Here is a 19,915-nt window from a genome sequence, read left to right as displayed (position 1 = left end):
AAAGCCCCGATTTTTTTATGGTCGTGCATCAAGTAATGAGGATATCGTTACGGTTGGGTTTAACCCTATTGTTAGCTTTGGGTCTGGATGGTTGTGTTCAAACCCCATCCCAATCCGTCTTAAAACCCCGTTTAGAACCCCTGGTTCAAGATCCTTTAATCCAGGTTTATTTTAACCATTCGGAAGCCTCGGTTTATACTGAACCTTATCGGAATATATCTCGTTTTGGAGATAATTTAGAACAAATTATTATTGATACTATTACTCAATCTACATCAACAATTGATCTGGCGGTTCAAGAATTTCGTTTACCGAATATTGCCCAATCCTTAGTGGAACGTCACCAAGCTGGGGTTCGGGTACGAGTAATTTTAGAAAATAATTATCGTCGTCCCTGGAGTCAATTTACCTTGGCAGAAATTCAACAGTTACCAGAACCAGAACAGGCTCGGTATCAGGAATTTCTCTTACTCGCAGATTTAAACCAAGATGGAAAAGTTAGTCCAGAGGAAAGTCAGCAACGGGATGCTTTAATCATATTAGAAAAGGCTGGAATTCCGATTATTGATGATACCGAAGATGGCTCAAAAGGTACGGCGTTAATGCACCATAAATTTGTTGTAGCAGACGAAAAAACCGTAATTGTTACGTCTGCTAACTTCACAACCAGCGATGTTCACGGAGATTTTAAAACCATAGAAAGTCTAGGAAATGCCAATAATTTATTAAAAATTGAAAGTCCAAAATTAGCAAAATTATTTTCTAAAGAATTTAACTTGATGTGGGGGGATGGAGTGGGTAAAAAAAAGGATAGTCTATTTGGAATTAACAAACCATTTCGCGGGGTGCAGAATATTTTAGTGGGGAATACTCCGATAAAAGTACAATTTTCTCCCACGTCGAAAAAACAACCTTGGCAAAATAGCACCAATGGTTTAATTGATCAAAAATTACAGAGAATTAATCAATCCTTTGATTTTGCTTTGTTTGTATTTTCCGCCCAAGATATTGTCAATATTTTAGAAAAAAAACATCAAAATAACGTCTCAATTCGAGGATTAATTGATCCGAGTTTTGCCTATCGTTCCTATAGTGAGGGTTTGGATATGATGGGAATTGCTTTAGTTAATAAGTGTCGGTATGAAGTAGGAAATAATCCTTGGAAACAGCCGATTTCAACGGTAGGAGTTCCTAATTTATCACCAGGCGATCGCTTACATCATAAATTTGGAATTATTGATGGTAAAATTGTTATTACAGGTTCCCATAATTGGACGGAAGGCGCAAATACCCAAAATGATGAAACTCTAATTGTCATTGAAAATCCCACGGTGGGAGTTCATTTTCAGCGAGAATTTGAGCGTTTGTATCAAAATTCAGCCCAAGGGATTCCTAATTGGCTATTAACAAAAGCTGAAAAAGATCTAAAAGCCTGTGGTAATACGGTTATCTCTCAAACTGCTCCTACAAAAACAAGTTCCTCTGGTAAAATCAATCTTAATACCGCTAGTCAACAGGAGTTAGAAACCTTACCCGGCGTCGGGGCAAAATTAGCTCAAAATATTATAGTAGCTCGACAGAAAAAACCCTTTACTTCCCTAGAAGATTTAGATCAAGTATCTGGTTTTGGGCCAAAATTGTTAGAGAAAATTAGCGATCGCATTACTTGGTAAACTAGAATAGGCAATAGTTATTACTAGGGGCGAGTTTATCTGTGATTGGGGTGATTAACCAAGGTTTAATAAAGCCCTGAAGGGCTTACTACTAATATGAATAAAATCGGTTTGCGAGGGCGTTTATTTTTATCCCATTTATTAGTAATGTTAATTGGGGTAACATCTTTAGTGATTATTGGAAAAATATATTCTCCTCGATTTTTTGTCAGTAATTTAGAACAACTCGAAGGCCCAGGATTTCGGTTACAATATATTAGAACTCGCCTGGTCAAAGGCTTTGAAATTGCCTGGAACCGCAGCACCTTTTGGTCAGTTTTAGCTGGAACAACCGCCGCCGTCGGACTCAGTTATTGGTTAACTAAACGCATTACTAAACCCTTAACCGAAATGGAAGAAATCACCCAGAAATTTGCTTCCGGGGAATGGTCAGAACGAATGTCTCCTAATGATATTCCTGAATTAAATCAATTAGCCATGAGTTTCAATCAAATGGCGGCTAGTTTACAAAATGTAGAAAAAGGTAGACGGGAATTGATTGGTGATTTAACCCATGAATTAAGAACTCCTTTAACAATTGTTAGAGGTTATTTAGAAGAAATAGCCGATGGAAATATTGACCCCTCCCCAGAAATTTATCAACAATTAGCCAAAGAAACCAAACGTTTAGAAAGGTTAGTAAATAACTTACAGGAACTCTCAAAAGTTGAATCCGGTTATTTACCCATTCATCAAAAACCCGTTAATTTATATCCGTTATTAGTATCCTTAGTTCAAAAATTTTCTGACCAACTCTTAGAAGATGGGCCGATTATTCAGTTAGAATCACCATCAAATTTACCTTTAGTTTTAGCGGATTTAGATCGAACCGAACAAATTTTAGTTAACTTATTAGGAAATGCTATTTGTTATACAGAAACCGGAACTATTACTGTGAAAATAGGTTATGACTTAAACTTTTTGTGGATTGGGGTTATCGATACTGGAATCGGCATTTCTCCCGAAGATTTACCCCATGTTTTTGAACGTTTTTGGCGGGCTGACCGTTCCCGTTCTCGACATTCAGGTGGAACCGGAATTGGATTAGCCATTACCCGTCGGTTAGTGGAATTACAGGGCGGAAAAATTACGGTTTCTAGTCATTTAGGAAAAGGGAGTATGTTTAAATTTTCACTTCCCCTAGCCAAATAAACCATAATATTTAGAGTTGAAACGGGTATCTATTGATTTTTCCCCTCCCCCTTTCTTAATATCCCTGTTTTCGCTAAAGTGATTGGGATGATTTATCTGGAGCTAACTGTGGATCTAGTTACAGGATTTTTCTCACTGGACTCGATATTCTCAAGTCTGGGATTAAATTTCTTGCCGATTTTGGGGACAGCAACGGAAGCCTTTCCTCCCGTTGAAGCTGAATCAAGCATGGTACTCCTGGGAGTTATGCTGAGTTTAGTCGCTATTTTTGTAGCTAGTAAAGCGGGTGGAGAATTTGCCAATTGGTTAGGATTTCCGCCAGTTCTGGGAGAACTCCTCGGAGGCGTGATTATTGGAGTTTCCGCCCTGAATTTAGTGGTTTTTCCAGAAGGGGGTATCGATAGCACTCAATCTGTAATTATCAGTATCCTAGAAAAAACCGCCGGGTTAAGTCCAGATGCCGCAGAAGCGACGTTTAAAAGTCAAAGTGAAGTTTTAGAGATTTTATCGGAACTGGGTGTGATTGTTCTGTTGTTTGAAATTGGTCTGGAATCCAATGTTGAACAACTTCTTGCTGTCGGAATTCAAGCCTTTGTTGTTGCTTCTTTAGGGGTTGTGGTTCCCTTTGTAGTAGGGACAGCCGGATTAATCATTATTTTCCATGTTCCTGTAATTCCGGCGGTTTTTGCCGGGGCAGCACTGACCGCTACCAGTATCGGAATTACCTCTAGGGTGCTATCAGAAATTGGTTGTTTGTCTACCCAAGAAGGTCAAATTATTTTGGGTGCGGCGGTAATTGATGATGTCTTGGGAATTTTGATTTTAGCAGTGGTTGCCAGTTTAGCTAAAACCGGTGAAATTGATGTAACTAATATCATCTATCTAATTATTAGTGCCACTGTTTTTATTGTCGGTGCAATTGTTTTAGGGAAGTTTTTTAACGGGACTTTTGTGGCCCTGGCTTCCCAATTTAAAACCCGAGGTCGGGTTGTGATTCCTGCCCTAACTTTAGCGTTGCTTTTAGCCTATATTGGCGGCGCGATTCACTTAGAAGCAATTTTAGGGGCATTTGCAGCCGGGTTAGTGTTAGATGAAACCGAACCGGGTAAAGAGTTAGAAGAACTCATTAAACCCATTGCCGATGTAATTGTCCCGGTATTTTTCGTAGCGGTCGGGGCAAAAACCAATTTAGGGGTTTTAAACCCGGCAGTCCCAGAAAATCGGGAAGGATTAATTATTGCGACCTTTTTAATTGTGGTGGCAATTGTGGGCAAAATTGCCGCGGGTTGGGGGGTATTTGGTTTAGATAATCCCAACCGTCTTGGCATTGGCGTCGGGATGATTCCCCGAGGAGAAGTGGGTTTAGTATTCGCCGCCGTGGGTTCGGCTAGTGGTGCATTATCTCCAGCGTTAGATGTGGCAATTATTCTAATGGTAATTATCACGACATTCTTAGCGCCTCCTTTACTGCGAATTGTGTTTAAAACCGACACTCCGCCGCCATTATCCGAAACAACTTAACGGAATGGCTGTAAGAGTTAAGGTATGGTGAGAAAACGAGGAAGCAGTGCGAGCGTCCTCGCTCGCTAGATATCAATATCTCAATATATGTTATCTTTAAGGAGAATAGCAGTCTAACGGCTAAAAAATGAAAGCAATTACAAGTAACCAAGCCAAACAAAAATTAGATGAAATCATTGATAGAGTAATCCTTGATGCGGAGCCGACTATCTTATGTAATGATCAAGGTAAACAAGCTGTTTTAATGTCTTTAGATGAATTTAACTCTTGGCAAGAAACACTATATTTATTATCAAATCCAGCCAATGCAGAACACCTATTAGAATCAATTAAACAAGCCGAATCAGGTAAAAAATCAGTTAGACAATTAGTTGATGAATGAAAATTTCTTTTACTGAAGCATCTTGGGTAGACTATCTTTTAGATTTCACTATCAGAAATAGTAACTTTATATGTAGGGGTAATTCATGAATTACCCCTACATATAGGGATAAAAATCTGTAGGGGTTGGGTCTGGTCAACCCTCTTTGCACCTGGGCTACGATAAAATGTTACAACCTATTTAGGGTTGCTATAGCAAGTCTATTTGAGTTGTACAAATCAAACCCAGGTAAAACTCTTGCCGCGTCAGCATAGCCATGATACAAATGATTTAGACTTGCTATATATAGCAAAATTCCCGATTCGTAATTCGTAATTCGTAATTCCCAATTCGTAATTCCCTAATATATAAACGGACTAATCTCTCCCGCTTTAACATTTAAAATTTGAGTATGTTTTAACCATTGAGCATCAAAAGCCCCTAAATGAGTCGTTGTAATTAAAGTTTGAAATCGGTCTTGAATCGCATCTAAAAGTTGATTTTGTCGGTTTAGATCTAATTCTGCTAAAACATCATCTAAAAGCAGTAAAGGTGGCTCCCTCACGACTTCTTCAATGAGTTGTAATTCCGCTAATTTTAAGGCTAAAACTAATGTCCGTTGTTGACCCGATGAGCCATAACTTCGGGCTGGAGTTTGATTAATACTAAAAATTACATCATCTCGATGGGGCCCAACTAAGGAAATTCCTTGCTGTTTTTCCGCGATCGCTCTGGTTCTAATTTTATCATAAAAAGCCTGTTGAATTTTTTCCGGTGGCGCCGTTGATAAACTGTGATTGAGTAAATCTAAATTAACATTAGGTTGATAACTAATATCCAATAATTCCGTACTTCCACTAATAGATTCATGCCAAACTTTAGCCAAAGGGACTAAACGTTCTAAAACGCGATCGCGACGGCGGATAACCCGAGTTCCAGCCACGGCTAATTGAACATCCCAGAGTTCTAATTCCCCTTGTTTATGGTGAATTTCTGATGTTTCTGGATTTTGTTTAATTTGTTTTAATAAAGCATTTCTTTGGCGTAAAACTTGATTATATTGTTGTAAAATATAAGCATAAATCGGTTCTAACTGTACCAATAAACGGTCTAACCAATGGCGTCGATATTCAGGACTTCCCCGGACTAATTCTAAATCCAAACTAGAAAACTGTACCACATTTAAAACACTCAAAAAATCCAAATGTCGGCGCAGGGATTCCCCATTTAAAGAAACAGTTCTTCCCCCTTGGGAACGCAGAGTAATCCCTAAATCTAATGTCCCTAAATCCCGTTCTAAAGTTGCTGTAACCTGTGCAGTCGGTTGGGGATTGAAAATCAAATCCCGATCTCGACTCACCCGATGACTTTTGAGGGTAGACAGTAACTCGACCGCTTCTAGTAAATTAGATTTTCCTTGGGCATTATTTCCTAATAAAATTGTTTTGGGAGCTTCAAATATAACTTTTTGATCGGCATAATTGCGAAACTGTCGAAGATGTAATAATTTTAAATACATGGCTAGGCAATGAGAATAGGTAATGAGTAATAGGTAATAGGTAATGGGTAAAAATTAGATGTATCTCATGTCCTAAATTAATGATTTTAAAGACTAAAGAATGGGGCAATAAGCTATAGATATAGCTAAAACCTGATTACTTTTATCATATATAAAAATTAAAAAATAAATTACTCATTACCCATTACTCATTACTCATTACCTATTCCTCACTCCCTTGAACCCGTATTACTTTACCATACTATCTAATGGAGTTTTGGGTTGTTACCCCAGCCCAATTCGGTGCTAAGATGCCCTAAACTAGATCAATCAGTGAATTGGGGTTACATTGGAAGGGGGCAGGGATGGAAACCGTAGAAATCACTGATCCGGAGACGCCATCGCACGTCTCTACTGATAACTTATAACTAATTACTGATAAGAGGACAGTGCCATATTTAATTTGTAATCCCGACACAACCGGTGCCATGACCTTTAACCTACAGTTCGGTGTAAATACCATCGGACGGGGACGGGATAGCACAATTTGTTTAGCGGATGTGAGTCTTTCTCGTCATCACGCTCGCATTGATGTCAGCGAAGGAAAAAACACAATTACCGATATGCAGAGTAGTAATCATACCTTTGTGAATGAGGTAATGATTGAACACGCGAATCTTAAATCTGGGGATTTAATTCGTTGTGGTCGTGTGGTGTTTAAATTTATGAATGTTTCCCTCACACCCTCTTTAAAATCGGAGGCTGAAAATTCTCAAACCTCGGTTATTCAGGAATTTGCTACCGATAACAGTTATACTATTATTCAAGATTTATTAGGAACTTCCCAAGCCAGAAATTCGGTTTTAAATATTCGACAACAAGATGCTAATTTAAGAATTGTTGATAAGTTAAAAATTTTATTAGAAGTTAGTAAAGAGTTATCTTCTCCCAATGAATTGAATAAACTTCTGGATAAGATTTTAGATTTATTATTTCAAATCATGAATTTAGATCGGGCGGCTATTTTGTTAGTTAATCCGAAAACCAATAATTTAGAAAATAAGGCGGTTAAATTTCGGGAAGAACCCCTGGCGGATGAACATTTTTATAGTAAAAAAATTACCAATATCGTCAGAGAAACGGGAAATGCCGTATTAATAGATAATGCTCAAGCCGATGAGCGATTTGAGGGGTCTGAGTCTATTCTCTGTCAAGCTATTCATGCCTCGATGTGTGCGCCCTTAAAGTTGCGGGATAGTGTGATTGGGGTTTTGTATGTCGATAATTTATCTTTATCTAATCTTTATTCTCCCGAAGATGTAGAATTTTTAGCCGCCTTAGCCAATCAAGCGGCGATCGCAATTGACAATGCCGAACTCTATAAAAAAATGCAGGAAGAAGCCGTAATTAGAAATAAATTAGAACGGTTTTTTCCGCCAGCAGTGAGTCGAAAACTGCGGGAAGAAGGAAAATTTGATGTGATCGTGGAAAGTGAAGTAACGGCTTTATTTTCTGATATTACTCGATTTACGGAAATGTCTTCTCGGATGCAGCCCCGTCAAGTGATTTCCATGTTAAATGAATATTTTAAACTGATGGTGGAGGAGATTGTTTTTCCCTTTGAGGGAACTTTAGAAAAGTATATTGGGGATGCGTTAGTGGCGGTTTGGGGCGCGCCCTATTCCCGCCATGATGATGTGGATCGAGCGGTGCGAGCCGCCATTGAAATGCAGTGGACGGTAGATAGAATGAATCAACAATGGAAACAGCGTTATGGAGAACCAATTTATATTCATATTGGACTGAATACTGGACAGGTAGCGGCGGGAAATATTGGGTCAGAAAAACTGATTCAATATACCCATATTGGAGATACCATGAATGTCGCCAGTCGCATTTGTTCAGCAGCTAATAGAAACGAAATTTTAATTTCTCAATCAACTTTGGATCAGTTAAAAGATCGGAGTTTACCTTTAGAAACAATACCTCCTGTTATTGTTAAAGGGAAAACCGAACCCCTACAACTTTATCGTTTACATTGGCAAGAAGTTCAATCAACAGCCCTGTCTTTTTAAATTCAATCATTAAGAAACCCCTGAAGGGGTTACTACGGTTGTTATAATCTGGCTCGTTTTAAGGCTTGCCAACTGGTGTATCCTAATAATCCAGTTGCACCCATGGCATAGGCTAAACCACTCGGTATTCCCGAAAAAGCTAGGGCTAAACTTCCCACCCAAAGGGTGAGAGAATAGATAAATAATACCGTTCGGCGTTGGGATAAACCCGCGTCTAAGAGTCGATGATGCAGGTGGCGTTTATCCGCAGTGAAAGGGGATTTACCATGACGAATTCGATCCAAAATCACCGCCGACATATCTAAAATCGGAACCGCTAGAATGACATAGGGGAGAATAACCGAGGTCACGGCCGTTACTTTGACTAAACCAATCACCCCAACCCCAGCTAGGGTAAATCCCATGAAATAGGCTCCTCCATCCCCCATAAAAATCTGGGCGGGATTGAAGTTATACCTGAGAAATCCTAGGGCACTTCCTGCTAAAGCTGCTGCAATTAAAGCTGCGGCGGGTTGATTCATAAATAAACTGACAATCAACATGACAACGGCGGCAATACCACAAACCCCCGCCGCCAGTCCGTCTAAACCATCAATCCAGTTAATGGCATTGGTCATCCCCACTAACCAAATAACCGTAATGGGTAAACTCAACCATCCAATGTGAACTAGACCCCAATTCGGAATCGTTAAAAAGTCAATGCGGACACCCACCCACCAAGCCAGACTCGCTACCCCAGTTTGCAGGACTAGGCGAGTCACAGGGGATAGGCTAAACAGGTCGTCCGCCAGGCCAATCATAAAAAAGGCAATACCCCCAAGGGTTACGCCCCAAATTTCATATTCATCCCGTGGGCTCAGGGGTTTTCCCGCAGCATCAATAAAGCCACCTGACCCCCAAACCAATAACAGAGCAATTAAGGCACCAGCAAAGATGGAAACGCCACCTAAGCGCACCATCGGTTGTTGATGAACTTTACGATCATTGGGCAAATCAACCCGTCCTGAACGGATGGCGATTTTCTTAACAATCGGGGTACTCCAGATCACAACTAGAGCGGAAATGATAAAAGCGAGTAGGTGGTACAGATGGTGGGGCATCTGAGGTTACAGGTGCAAGAGGTTCTTTAGGTGTCAGCCAGAGTTTACTACATTTGGGAGCCTTTCTCGCAAAAAGTTTTGGCCTAGGGTTTGAGATTTATGGCTTGGGGAGTCTGAAATTGTAGAAATCCCGGCGATTAAAATTGCGGCTACACAAACGATGTCCGCCTGCGCGGACAAATAATCTCCACAGCATCCAAATCTTCAACCCGCATCGGCGGGTTTTGTTTGTGTAGCTGCGGTTTCAACCGCCTTCAACTCTTGGGTCTGCTCTTGGGTCTTGCTTAAGTCATGAGATTTTTCGGTCAGGGTAACACCTTTTTTAGCGGTCATTTGTCTGACTAACTGTTTCCACTCCTCAGAATTCGTTAAACTTTCTGAATCTAGTTCCATGCCCTGGGCTAAGGACAATTTCGAGAAACTTTCTAACCAGGTTAAAATGATTTCACTGGGGGAAGCTGTGGTTAACTTTAAGGCTTTTTGCAGGTGGGCTTTCATTTGAGGGAGTTTACCATTTCGATAGGCATTCCAGGCATCCCAAATTAAGAGGTTATAGTCCATCTCAGTATGTTTTTTAGGATCATTGCTTAGGGTTTGTTCCAGTTGTTGTCGCTCTTGGATTTGTTGGATTTGCAATTGAGATTGGGCTAATTCAATCTGAAGTTGATACATTTGAGATTGCGATCGCTTTAATTCGGTTTGCAGTTGATTAACTTGGGCTTGTTTTTGTTTTAATTCTCGCTTGGTTTCCTGGAATTGGGATTGAATTTCGGTTAACTCAGTTTGGGCTTGTTCGAGTTGAGATTCGGACTGTTGTAATTGAGAATGGGATAAATCAAACTCGCTTTCTACTTGATACAGTTGGGAAGTAGACCGTTTTAAATCTCGCTTTAACTGTTTAACTTGATTACTTGTTTCTTGTAAGTTCTCTTGATCCTGTTGTAGTTGAGTTTTAGTTTGCTCTAATTCTTCTAAAGTTTGATGCAGTTGAATTTGAAAACGTTCTTCCCGTTTTTGGGTTTGCTGTAACTGAGTTGTTAGTTGACTTAAACTTGCTTCGACTTGATCTAGTTGAGATTGAGCATCTTCCCATTCCCGGCGATGAAGCTCATAATATTCTAATTCCTCTTGAGTTTGATGTAACTGTGATTGATACCGCATCACATCAAATTGAGATTGACTTAATTGGGTTTTAGCTGTTTCTAATTCAGTACAGGTTTGATTGAGTTGATAATGAGATTGTTGTAAAACAGACTCGGTTTTACTTAACTGATTTTGAGATTTTTCTAAAACAGATTCGGTTTCTCGTAATTGAGATTGATATTGCTCTAATAGAGATTCTGCTGTTTTGAGTTGGGTTTTCGTTTGTTCTGCTTCAGCTTGAATAACTTTTACTTCTTCTAACTCATCACATTGCTCCTGCAATTGAGCTTTCAGGGATTTATTTTCTATTTCTAATTGACGTAAATTAACCCATTCTTGAAAAGCCCAAGTTTTGTATAGAGAAGGTTTTAATAATTCTTGCCAAGAAAAATCCGGTGTTTGTTCAGGATGCCATCCTCTCCCTTCTAGTTCTTGATAGAGTTCAATGGCTTCGGGAAAGTAACTGTCAATTAAAGTGGGTCGCTGACTATTCGATGAAATTTCTGTTTTCAACAAAGTAGGATCGTAAGCCGTGGGAGCAGGATGACTTAAATTAACGTTAAACTTATGATTAATAGTGTCAATATAGGCGGCTTGATATTGAACAATTGTTTTGAGGTTAGTCAACAAGCAACGATGTTGTTCTTGATTATAAAAATCGAGGATTTTTTGATTATAATGCTGCCAATATTTGATTGCTAATTCGGGTTGAGATTGAAACATTTCATCTCCCCTTCTATACAAAGAGTCAGCGACTTCCCAAGGCGATCGATAAATTAATAAAAATTTGGCTTCGGGTAACAGTTTTGCCCAAAATTCTAAAAATAAGGTAGTTCGAGGTTCTTTCCATCCCCAAATTGAACTTAAGGCATTTTGTTCTATGAGTTGTTTTGCTCGGTCAACAAATTCTCCTTTGATTTCCAGATTATCCTGTAATGTCCAACCCGCACCACTAACTCCTTGTGAGTCCAAAATGTTGATATGAAACTGAGAAAAGTCAATATTTTCAAAATGGCTTTTAATATTAACATGATCTGCACCTAATAAATTTCGGCCAATATGAACCCCCGCACTTTGCAAAATTGATGCGGCTAAGGAGGTTCCTGAACGGTGCATTCCGGTGATAATGAAAATGGTTTGTTCTGTGTTAGACTTTTGCATGATCTGTGAATAATATCTCAAGAAAATAATTTTAGATGAAATTGGTAATCTATCTCACCAAATTTCATGAATATGATCGAGAATTTCTACAAAATTGGCAGTAAGAATTGCGTCTTATAGCAACTCATACTGCCAATTTTTTGGCCTTAATTTTGCCTCTAATACTAGCATGATTACAACCTTCAAGTTGATAATTGTGATCTGATCATATTTTATCAGATTTTAGAAAACGCAGTTCTAAAAAATATGATATTGTGGCTAAAGTCGCATCCACCCATCCCGACACCTGAAGGAGTGGGCTTTCGTGGCGAAAAAAGCTGTAAACAATTATACCCCGGAAGACAAAAGGAACGATTGCCAATAAAACCTGGACAAATTACCACTGTTCATACTGCCATCCCTTCTAAAGCGGGAAGATAAAAACCCTCTCCCTCTTTTTGGTTAGGAAGAAATACGGTTATTCTAGCGCGATTTAGCTGTTCTAAATAGTCTTCCCTGGAAAGTTGAGTGGTTAATAGTTCTGCGTGACATGATTAAAATAATCCCAAACTTTTAAATGTCCCCCGGCAAAACCTCCATAATCTCGGTAAAATAAAATTGACGATTGAGGGGGTTGAGTCGGTTCCGTCGGCGCAGGGGTCAGAGTTGATCAAGATTGGAAAGATTCTATCTCAAATTGAATGTTTTCTAACCAGGACTGTGATCGCTCTAGTTGATCTCGAATTTTTTTTAATTGGGAAGCAGAAAATGACATGAATTAGGTGTAAAATTCAAAATGGGTATAGTGGGGTGAAGACTCAATGGGAACAATTAGGGGGGGATTAGCTTCTGAACCTCTAATAGTTTTTCTTGTATTTTTAGGCAAAATATCCCTAAACTTTCGGTAAAATCATAGAAAATATTGAGAATTTTAGTATGAGTATTAGCTATTTTGAAACCGCCAATCAACTGTTAAGAAAAAGCCAGTTTGAGAATGCTATTGAAAGTTACCAGAAAGCGATTGAGGAAAACCCAAAATCGCCTTGGTATTACTATAACTTAGGGGAAGCCCTCGTCAACAGTGGAAATCCAGAAGCTGCGATCGCAGCTTATCAAAAAGCTGTGGATCTCAACCCTAATTCTCCCTGGTTTAATGACCGCTTAGGCAGTTTAGAAATGCAAGTCGGAGATGTGAGTAAGGCCATAAGCTGTTTTCAAAAAGCGATTAATCTCGATGGCAGCTATTATCAATTTTACACGAATTTGGGCATTGCTCTAACTCAACAAGGTAAGATTCCAGAGGCTATTTCTTCCTTTCACAAGGCGTTAGCACTAAAATCTAATGATGGGGAAACCTATTACCACCTCGGACGGGCTTTTACACAACAAAACCAACAGCCAGAAGCGATCGCTGCTTACCATCAAGCCTTGGAGATTAACCCCTATGGGTCGGAATGTTATTTAGAATTGGCTAAACTTCAAGAGCAGTTAGGTCAAACCGATGAAGCTGTCAAAAATTATCGTCGGGCTTATCAACTCAATCCTAGTTTGATAGAGGCTTATCAGAATTTGCGATCTATTTTAGAACAACAGGAACAATGGGAAGAAATTGTTAAACTCTCCCGTCGTTGCTGTCAGGTAAATTCCCATTCTGCGGTGGCTTATTATGATTTAGGAACGGTATTAATTCACCAACAAGAGTGGGAAGAAGCGGTTATTGCTTTGCATAGAGCTTGTGAACTTAATCCTGATTTTGTAGAGGCTTATCAAAAGTTAGCAAAGGCTTTGGTGACACAAGACCAATGGGAAGAAGTTGTGACTGCTTATCGCCGCTGTGTTGAACTTGACCCTAATTCCGTCGAATCTCAAGGAGGTTTAGCTCAAGCATTGGTTCAAGTTTATCAATTGGAAGAAGCGATCGCCGTTTATCGTCAAGTTTGTCATTTACAACCTTCCTCGGCGGAATTATATGATCAATTGGCACAGAGTTTAGCCCGATTTTATCAATTTGAAGAAGCGATCAGTGCCTACCGCCAAGCCTTAGAATTGAATCCCGAAAATCAGAGTGAAATTCAAGCTCGCCTACAACATATTTTAGACAAACAACGTCAATTTGAAGAAGCGATCGCCATCTATTCTCGTACCCAAGAATTTAACCCCAATTCCTTTGAATCCTATCAAAATTTAGGACAAACTCTGCGACAACAAGGTAACATTGAAAATGCCATTGTCGCCCTCCGGCGCGCCTGTGTTCTCAACCCCGGATCTCCAGTGGCTTATCACCTTTTAGGTCATACCTTTGCTATGTTCCAAAAGTGGGATGAAGCCATTAGTTGTTATCGTCGCGCTTGTGAAATTTATCCCCATTCTCCCGATATTAATTTACATTGGGGTGAGGCCTTGGAACAGAAGAAAAATTATCAAGATGCTTTAGTTTATTTGCAAAAAGCAATTAACCTAAAGCCGGATTTTGATTTAGCTTATGAAGCCATGGGTCGTGTGATTTCAAAAAAAAAGGACGAAAAAGCGAATAAAGGGTAACGCCTTAATTGCCCATTGCCTATTCCCTATTGCCTCTTGCTATAACAACCATCAACTATCAACCATCAACATTAGGCGATTAGCATCAAGGCACACATACCAAGGAAAGGGCTGATCTTTAATAGCGTCCCACTTTTCTTTGAAAACTTCTGCCTGTACATGGTAGTCCTGAGAGTTAGTCGGTGTGGAATTGAATTTGAGAAACAAGGTCATACGGTGGGGAGTTTGGCTGGTGGAGGCTAACCAACAGGGATAAATATTATCGCCCACCGTACCAGAAAAATTAGAATTTGTGGTGATCTTGATTTGGTGCGCGTGGATGCCAATATTAGTTAGAGAATGAGGAATTGCTTCGAGGACTTGTAAGGTCACGCCCCAATCCGTAGCAGTCACGGAATTAGCCCCCTGTATTACCGCCCGTGAGAAGTTTTTGCAACCTGTAAGTTGTGCCACCCGCATGGTGTGGGGATATTCAAAGATTTGATGCTTAGTCCCGGAAGCGATCGCCCGACCCTCAGACATGACCAGCAGGTTCCCACACAGACGGTAAGCCTCCTCTAGGTTGTGGGTGACAAACAGGGTAATGCCCCCATAGGAGGTAAGAGTGGCCAGGAGTTGTTGCTCCATTTGGCTACGGAGATGGGTATCGAGGGCGGAAAACGGCTCATCGAGCAGAAGTAATTCCGGCTCCGTTGCCAAAGCCCTAGCTAGAGCTACCCGTTGTTGTTGTCCCCCCGAAAGTTGGTGAGGGAAGCGATCGCCCAGTCCCTGTAGTTCCATCAGGGCAAGCTGTTGAGTCACTTGTTGTTGGCGGAGGAATTTAGGCAGGTGCTGTAGGCCAAAGGCAATATTTTGGGCTACTGTCAGGTGGGGAAACAGGGCATAGTTTTGAAATACCAAGCTAACCCGGCGTTGATGGCAAGGCAGGTTAATCTGCTGATCAGCATCAAACAGCGTCCGTCCATTCAGGACAATCCGCCCCCTAGTTGGCGTTTCCACTCCCGCCAGACAGCGTAGGGTCATACTTTTTCCCGAACCCGAACCCCCAAGAATCCCCAAAGTTTCCTGCTGGGCAGAGAACGCCAGATTCAGTTTGAAGTTGGCTAATTGTTTTTCAATATCAACGACGAGCAAACAGTTATTATCAGTGATCAGTGAACAGTTATCAGTTATCAGTTGTTGAGTATTTCCAGACTTACAGTTAACTGTTAATTGTTTTCCTCCCTTTGCTGCGGTGAAATTGACTGCCATGAGGCCGGAGAGGGAGATGGACATGATGGCGATCGTCCACAGCCAGGCTTCACGGAAATCCCCAGCTTCCACAGCAAAGTAGATGGCCATGGGCATAGTTTGAGTTTGACCGGGAATATTGCCAGCCAGCATCAGGGTCGCTCCAAATTCCCCCAAAGCCCTAGCGAAAGACAGGGTTATCCCCGCTACCAGTCCTGGAGCCGCTAAGGGTAAGAGAATTTGCAGCAAAACCTGGACTTCATGAGCTCCCAAGGTGCGGGCAACTTGCAGCAAACTACTATCGATTTGCTCAAAAGCTCCCAAGGCGGTTTTGTACATCAGGGGAAATGAAACTACGGTGGCGGTGATGACGGCGGCATACCAAGTGAAGACAATCGAGAAGTTTCCCCAAGATAGGAATTGACCGAGAAAGCCGTTTTTCCCAAAGAGTAGTAATAGCAGAAATCCCACCACGGTAGGCGGCAAAATCAAGGGGGCAATCAGCAGCCCCTCCATCAGAGATTTCCAACGTCCTCGATAGCCCAACATCCCATAGGCTGTGGCTGTTCCCAGAAAGAAAGTCGCGATCGTCGCTAGTCCCGCCGTTTTCAGGGAAATCCACAGGGGCGATAAATCGGTAGTCATAGCCTTTAGATCTGCGGTCACGCCTTAGTTGGCAATGCCAAAACCGTATTTTTTGAACACATCTTGGGCGGAGTTACTGCTCAAAAACTGTATGTAAGTCTTGGCAGATTCCTGATTCCGGCTGGCTTTAATTACAGCGATCGGATAGACGATCGGGGAATGTAAATCCTTTGCGGCAGTGGCGACTTGTTTCACCTGCTTAGAGATTTTGGCATCGGTGAGGTAGACAATTCCCGCATCGGCATTGCCACTCTCTACGGCGCTTAAAACATTACGAACTGAGTTGCCATAGACAAATTTGGGGCGCAATTCTGCCAAAATTCCTAACTTAGTAAAAACTTCTTCGGCATATTTCCCAGCCGGCACACTTCGGGGTTCTCCTATGGCAATTTTTCCTACATTATAGTCGGTTAACTGTTCAAAACTGGTGATACTTAAGGTAGAATTATTTGGCACAATTAAAACTAAACTGTTAGTTAAAAGTTGCCGCCGAGTATCGGTGAGAATCAAATCTTTTTTCTGGAGATTATCCATCTGTTGAGCAGCGGCGGCAATGAAAACATCCACTGGCGCGCCCTGCTCAATTTGTTGTTGTAAAAGCCCAGAGGCGGCGAAATTATATTTTAATTCCACCCCAGAATTAGCAGACTTAAATAGGGGATTAATTTCTTCTATGGCATTTTGTAAACTGGCGGCAGCAGCAGTTAATAAGGTAGTAGCTTGGGAGGTTACGGCTGGGGTGATAGTTCTTGTCACTTGGGGAGGAGTGGCAGAAGGGGAAAAGGCTCCTACAGCCAATAAGACGACAACAACTAGGCCAATTAAAAAATATAAAATACGTTTAGGCATGGCTATTAATTTTAGTGGTTTGTGAACAATACTTAAACAGAAATGGCTTTTATAGCAGTCGCCACATCTATTAGGACATTCTTGAAAGCTAAAAGCTTTTCACAGTAAGTATTTACCTATAGCGAGATTGCCTATTCCCTATTGCCTCTTGCTATAATTTTGTTTAATTTGAATCATTTAATAGTTTAATCTGTTTAATTATTAATCAAAAAAAATAGGTGCAGGTTGACTCTTAACTGACACCCCACACCTATCTTTTACCCTTAAAATTCGTGCATCAAGCAGTAGAACCAATAATCTCCTGAAATTGAATCATATCCATACGGGGATCAACATGACTCACCTTCACCTCAAACTGTTCTCCAACTTCTACGGAACGACTAAATCGCATCGGTAACTCTAAGGCTAACTCCTCTAAAAAGACTAACCCTAAATTGGTATCTTCCCGCAGCCATCGCAACATTGTGGCTTGCCAAATTTCATCGCTATTCCGGCGCAAAAACTCCAAACTCCAATAACGATTGGTTTCCCGTTCCACTTTGGACGCTTCCTTCACCGCCGGCCCTAAACTCATCACAATCGCCTGCATATCTTCTAGGGAAAAAGGAGAGGTTTCACCTCGCAGATGGGCTTTAATTTGAAAATGAGCCAATAAATCACTATAACGACGAATCGGCGATGTCACCTGGGTATAAGTTTCTAAAGCCAAACTCGCATGGCGCGAAGGAGTCAAACCCACCTCACTACGGGGCATATAACGTCGCATAGTACAAGCTCTCACCGCCCCTGGTGGCAGTTGCATCAACTCCTCCTCCGGCGGTAATTCTGGTTGGGGTTGACTGCGATAAGGTAACGGTAAATTATGGGTTTGACCATAACGAGCCGCTACTTCCCCCGTTAAAATCATCATTTCCGCCACCATTTGGCGGGAAGGAGAATCCTCTAAAACCGTAATACTGATTTCTTCCCCGTTCACCTTAATCACCGACTCGGGCATATAAATACTAATTGCCCCGTTCGCATTTCGCCATTCCTTACGGCGTTTAGCCCACATTGACAAAGCATCAATTTCCGGTTCCCCCTGGATGCCAATTTGCAACATCTCATCTACATCATCGTAAGTGAGGCGATAGGTCGGTTTAATATTACTGACATGAATACTATAATCCCTTACCCCACCCGTTTCATCCAAAATCACACCAAAACTCAAAGCACAACAGACCTGGCCTTGAATTAGGCTCATTGGGCCAGTTGCCAATTCCGAGGGGAACATCGGAATCATTCCGGTAGGGAGATAAACCGTTGTTGTCCGGCGACGGGCTTCTAAGTCTAGTTCATCTCCGGGAGAAATCAAACGAGTTGGATCAGCAATATGAATCCAAATTCGTCGTTGTCCATCCTCCAAAATCTCTAAACTCAAACCATCATCAATCTCACGGGTACTCTCATCATCAATCGTATAGACCTTAAGATGAGTCAGATCTAAGCGATCAGAATCCGGATCAGGCGGGGGAGAATCCAAGCAACATCGAGCCACTTCAAGCACTTGAGTTGAAAATTGGGTGGGAATTTGACTCCGACGTAGGGATAGGTTTTCATGCAGACCCCAGATCCCTAAGTCTACTAACAATTGCAACGCAGCTTGGGGCGTTTGAGAACGTTCCAAGGTTGCCAAAGTTTCTAAAGCCGGTGCGACATGGGAGGCATCTTCTCCATACAGCGCCAAACGCTCTAACGCATCCAAACGGGTGCGATCACTATTTTGCCATTCTACCACGACCCCCGCTAGTCTCTTTTCTACCCTCCGCCAATATTCTTGGACATCCCGTTGCTTGGCGCTGTTAACTTCCTGTTGATGTTTTATTTCTGCTACTTGTCCAGGAGAGCGGGGTTCGTAGCGTTCACCCTTCTGTTTGAAGTAGAGTTTATCATTCGACAACAGCACATAACTGGCATAACACTGAGGCGGACTCTGCTCAGAAAATAAAAGCAGAGCCATTTCTTTCGGGTCTACGGTTTCTCCTTGCTCTACTAAAATCTCCCAGGCTACCTCCAAACTTGACGGATCAAGATAAGGCTGCAATTGTTTAGTAAAAGCCAGGATATCCGCAGGTTTGTATGTAGCCCCCGTTACCTCATAAGCAATTTGCCGCGGGTGAATCGTATGAGCCAGGAGGTTTTCATCAATAACGACCCAATGTTTTTTCCCTTCAGGTCGATCAGCAACGGCGAGACGACGCTCTCCGTTTAATCTAAGCTCAATCAGAGTACCCTTTTCCACAGATAAAATTAGCCTTCCTTGTTCACAAAAGGCAACATCGCTAGGATTCTAGCCCGTTTGATAGCTTGTGTTAGATCTCGCTGCTGTTTGCAGGTGAGTCCAGTAATCCGACGAGGCAGGATTTTACCCCGTTCTGTAACAAATTTCCGTAACAATTCGATATCTTTATAATCGATAGGAGTTCCGGGTTTGATCGGAGAAACTTGGCGACGGAAGTAGGTCATGCTGAAATTGATCCTCTATGAATTGTTAAAGTTGATTTAAGGTTTAGGGTAAGTGTTTAAGTTATGGATACTTTATACAGCCATTACTTAATTTCTTTGTGAACCGTGTGTTTGTTACAGTGGCGACAAAACTTTTTCAGTTCTAAACGTCCTGTTGTATTCCGGCGGTTTTTGGTTGTGGTATACCTAGAAACCCCTTGAGAGCGCTTATCAGTATTTGTACGGCACTCCGTACATTCGACAGTAATAACAAGGCGAACACCTTTAGCCATAATCGTAGATAGTTGTGATTATTTAAGCACAAATGTTTATTGTCTCATCTATCGTTTCACTTTGTCAATCAAATGCCGAATTTTAACATCCAAAGAATAACCCCGTCTGCTCCCAATCACAATAGTTTGTCCAATTCGGTCATGAACAGTTTGGGGATGACGACTGGTATC

General features: G+C 41.3%; 15 protein-coding genes (1 of these 15 cut by a window edge). 6 read left to right on the top strand and 9 right to left on the bottom strand.

All coding sequences use genetic code 11. From position 1 onward, the window contains the following. Positions 1–17 precede the first annotated feature (17 nt). The 4 genes from AC2D3N_RS07485 (at position 18) to AC2D3N_RS07470 (ending at position 4,767) form a co-directional block, all read left to right on the top strand. The gene (locus AC2D3N_RS07485; RefSeq protein WP_484693238.1) at positions 18–1,673 is read left to right on the top strand and encodes a DUF655 domain-containing protein; all 1,656 of its coding nucleotides are present in this window, start codon (positions 18–20) and stop codon (positions 1,671–1,673) included. Between the two features lie 96 nt (positions 1,674–1,769). Continuing rightward, the gene (locus tag AC2D3N_RS07480; RefSeq protein ID WP_484693237.1) at positions 1,770–2,864 is read left to right on the top strand and encodes a sensor histidine kinase; all 1,095 of its coding nucleotides are present in this window, start codon (positions 1,770–1,772) and stop codon (positions 2,862–2,864) included. Between the two features lie 87 nt (positions 2,865–2,951). Next, positions 2,952–4,385: a cation:proton antiporter gene (locus tag AC2D3N_RS07475; protein WP_079677005.1), complete on the top strand. Its 1,434-nt coding sequence runs from the start codon at positions 2,952–2,954 to the stop codon at positions 4,383–4,385. 127 nt (positions 4,386–4,512) lie between these two features. Continuing rightward, a complete protein-coding gene (locus AC2D3N_RS07470; protein WP_484693236.1) occupies positions 4,513–4,767 on the top strand; it encodes a type II toxin-antitoxin system Phd/YefM family antitoxin in 255 nt (84 codons plus the stop codon). A gap of 340 nt (positions 4,768–5,107) precedes the next feature. Here the strand turns inward: AC2D3N_RS07470 and recF are convergent, their stop codons facing one another. After that, positions 5,108–6,265 (bottom strand): DNA replication/repair protein RecF, encoded by a 1,158-nt coding sequence (gene recF / locus AC2D3N_RS07465; RefSeq protein WP_484693235.1) that lies wholly within the window; start codon positions 6,263–6,265, stop codon positions 5,108–5,110. A gap of 467 nt (positions 6,266–6,732) precedes the next feature. Here recF and AC2D3N_RS07460 point away from each other — a divergent pair, with 467 nt between their 5' ends. Beyond that, the gene (locus AC2D3N_RS07460; RefSeq protein ID WP_484693234.1) at positions 6,733–8,319 is read left to right on the top strand and encodes an adenylate/guanylate cyclase domain-containing protein; all 1,587 of its coding nucleotides are present in this window, start codon (positions 6,733–6,735) and stop codon (positions 8,317–8,319) included. Positions 8,320–8,360: 41 nt separating this feature from the next. Here the strand turns inward: AC2D3N_RS07460 and AC2D3N_RS07455 are convergent, their stop codons facing one another. Further along, on the bottom strand, positions 8,361–9,419 hold the full coding sequence (locus AC2D3N_RS07455) for a glycosyltransferase family 4 protein (RefSeq protein ID WP_079677008.1): 1,059 nt from the start codon (positions 9,417–9,419) through the stop codon (positions 8,361–8,363). Between the two features lie 204 nt (positions 9,420–9,623). Then, positions 9,624–11,723 (bottom strand): chromosome partitioning protein ParA, encoded by a 2,100-nt coding sequence (locus AC2D3N_RS07450; RefSeq protein WP_484693233.1) that lies wholly within the window; start codon positions 11,721–11,723, stop codon positions 9,624–9,626. A 915-nt stretch (positions 11,724–12,638) separates the two neighbouring features. Here AC2D3N_RS07450 and AC2D3N_RS07445 point away from each other — a divergent pair. Then, positions 12,639–14,243 carry a tetratricopeptide repeat protein gene (locus AC2D3N_RS07445; RefSeq protein ID WP_484693232.1) on the top strand — a complete coding sequence of 535 codons (1,605 nt, stop codon included), beginning with the start codon at positions 12,639–12,641 and terminating at the stop codon, positions 14,241–14,243. A 51-nt stretch (positions 14,244–14,294) separates the two neighbouring features. Here the strand turns inward: AC2D3N_RS07445 and modB are convergent, their stop codons facing one another. From modB to AC2D3N_RS07415, 6 genes are all read right to left on the bottom strand, one after another. Continuing rightward, on the bottom strand, positions 14,295–16,118 hold the full coding sequence (gene modB, locus AC2D3N_RS07440) for a molybdate ABC transporter permease subunit (RefSeq protein WP_484693231.1): 1,824 nt from the start codon (positions 16,116–16,118) through the stop codon (positions 14,295–14,297). A 24-nt stretch (positions 16,119–16,142) separates the two neighbouring features. After that, entirely contained in the window at positions 16,143–16,967 is an 825-nt protein-coding gene (gene modA / locus AC2D3N_RS07435) for a molybdate ABC transporter substrate-binding protein (RefSeq protein WP_079677012.1), read from the bottom strand. A 277-nt stretch (positions 16,968–17,244) separates the two neighbouring features. Then, positions 17,245–19,248 (bottom strand): ribonuclease catalytic domain-containing protein, encoded by a 2,004-nt coding sequence (locus AC2D3N_RS07430; protein WP_484693230.1) that lies wholly within the window; start codon positions 19,246–19,248, stop codon positions 17,245–17,247. A gap of 8 nt (positions 19,249–19,256) precedes the next feature. Further along, positions 19,257–19,472 carry a 30S ribosomal protein S18 gene (rpsR, locus tag AC2D3N_RS07425; RefSeq protein WP_026788747.1) on the bottom strand — a complete coding sequence of 72 codons (216 nt, stop codon included), beginning with the start codon at positions 19,470–19,472 and terminating at the stop codon, positions 19,257–19,259. 83 nt (positions 19,473–19,555) lie between these two features. Beyond that, a complete protein-coding gene (gene rpmG, locus AC2D3N_RS07420; RefSeq protein WP_071782501.1) occupies positions 19,556–19,744 on the bottom strand; it encodes a 50S ribosomal protein L33 in 189 nt (62 codons plus the stop codon). Positions 19,745–19,792: 48 nt separating this feature from the next. Further along, a protein-coding gene (locus AC2D3N_RS07415; protein ID WP_079677014.1) for an RDD family protein crosses the window boundary here: on the bottom strand, positions 19,793–19,915 show its end. It continues 402 nt past the right edge of the window; 123 of the gene's 525 nt are visible here — the last part of the coding sequence; the start codon falls outside the window, past its right edge — the gene reads right to left on this strand; its stop codon occupies positions 19,793–19,795.

The sequence above is a fragment of the Planktothrix sp. PLAVEN19ND genome, from assembly GCF_057220675.1.
Note: the sequence above shows the minus strand (reverse complement) of the source record. Positions and strands in the feature narration are given on the sequence as shown.

Excerpts from the sequence above, each read along its gene's own strand:
- AC2D3N_RS07485 (WP_484693238.1), top strand. The coding sequence starts at position 18 with ATGGTCGTGCATCAAGTAATGAGGATATCGTTACGGTTGGGTTTAACC.
- AC2D3N_RS07480 (WP_484693237.1), top strand. The coding sequence starts at position 1,770 with ATGAATAAAATCGGTTTGCGAGGGCGTTTATTTTTATCCCATTTATTA.
- AC2D3N_RS07475 (WP_079677005.1), top strand. The coding sequence starts at position 2,952 with ATGATTTATCTGGAGCTAACTGTGGATCTAGTTACAGGATTTTTCTCA.
- AC2D3N_RS07470 (WP_484693236.1), top strand. The coding sequence starts at position 4,513 with ATGAAAGCAATTACAAGTAACCAAGCCAAACAAAAATTAGATGAAATC.
- recF (WP_484693235.1), bottom strand. The coding sequence starts at position 6,265 with ATGTATTTAAAATTATTACATCTTCGACAGTTTCGCAATTATGCCGAT.
- AC2D3N_RS07460 (WP_484693234.1), top strand. The coding sequence starts at position 6,733 with ATGACCTTTAACCTACAGTTCGGTGTAAATACCATCGGACGGGGACGG.
- AC2D3N_RS07455 (WP_079677008.1), bottom strand. The coding sequence starts at position 9,419 with ATGCCCCACCATCTGTACCACCTACTCGCTTTTATCATTTCCGCTCTA.
- AC2D3N_RS07450 (WP_484693233.1), bottom strand. The coding sequence starts at position 11,723 with ATGCAAAAGTCTAACACAGAACAAACCATTTTCATTATCACCGGAATG.
- AC2D3N_RS07445 (WP_484693232.1), top strand. The coding sequence starts at position 12,639 with ATGAGTATTAGCTATTTTGAAACCGCCAATCAACTGTTAAGAAAAAGC.
- modB (WP_484693231.1), bottom strand. The coding sequence starts at position 16,118 with ATGACTACCGATTTATCGCCCCTGTGGATTTCCCTGAAAACGGCGGGA.
- modA (WP_079677012.1), bottom strand. The coding sequence starts at position 16,967 with ATGCCTAAACGTATTTTATATTTTTTAATTGGCCTAGTTGTTGTCGTC.
- rpsR (WP_026788747.1), bottom strand. The coding sequence starts at position 19,472 with ATGACCTACTTCCGTCGCCAAGTTTCTCCGATCAAACCCGGAACTCCT.
- rpmG (WP_071782501.1), bottom strand. The coding sequence starts at position 19,744 with ATGGCTAAAGGTGTTCGCCTTGTTATTACTGTCGAATGTACGGAGTGC.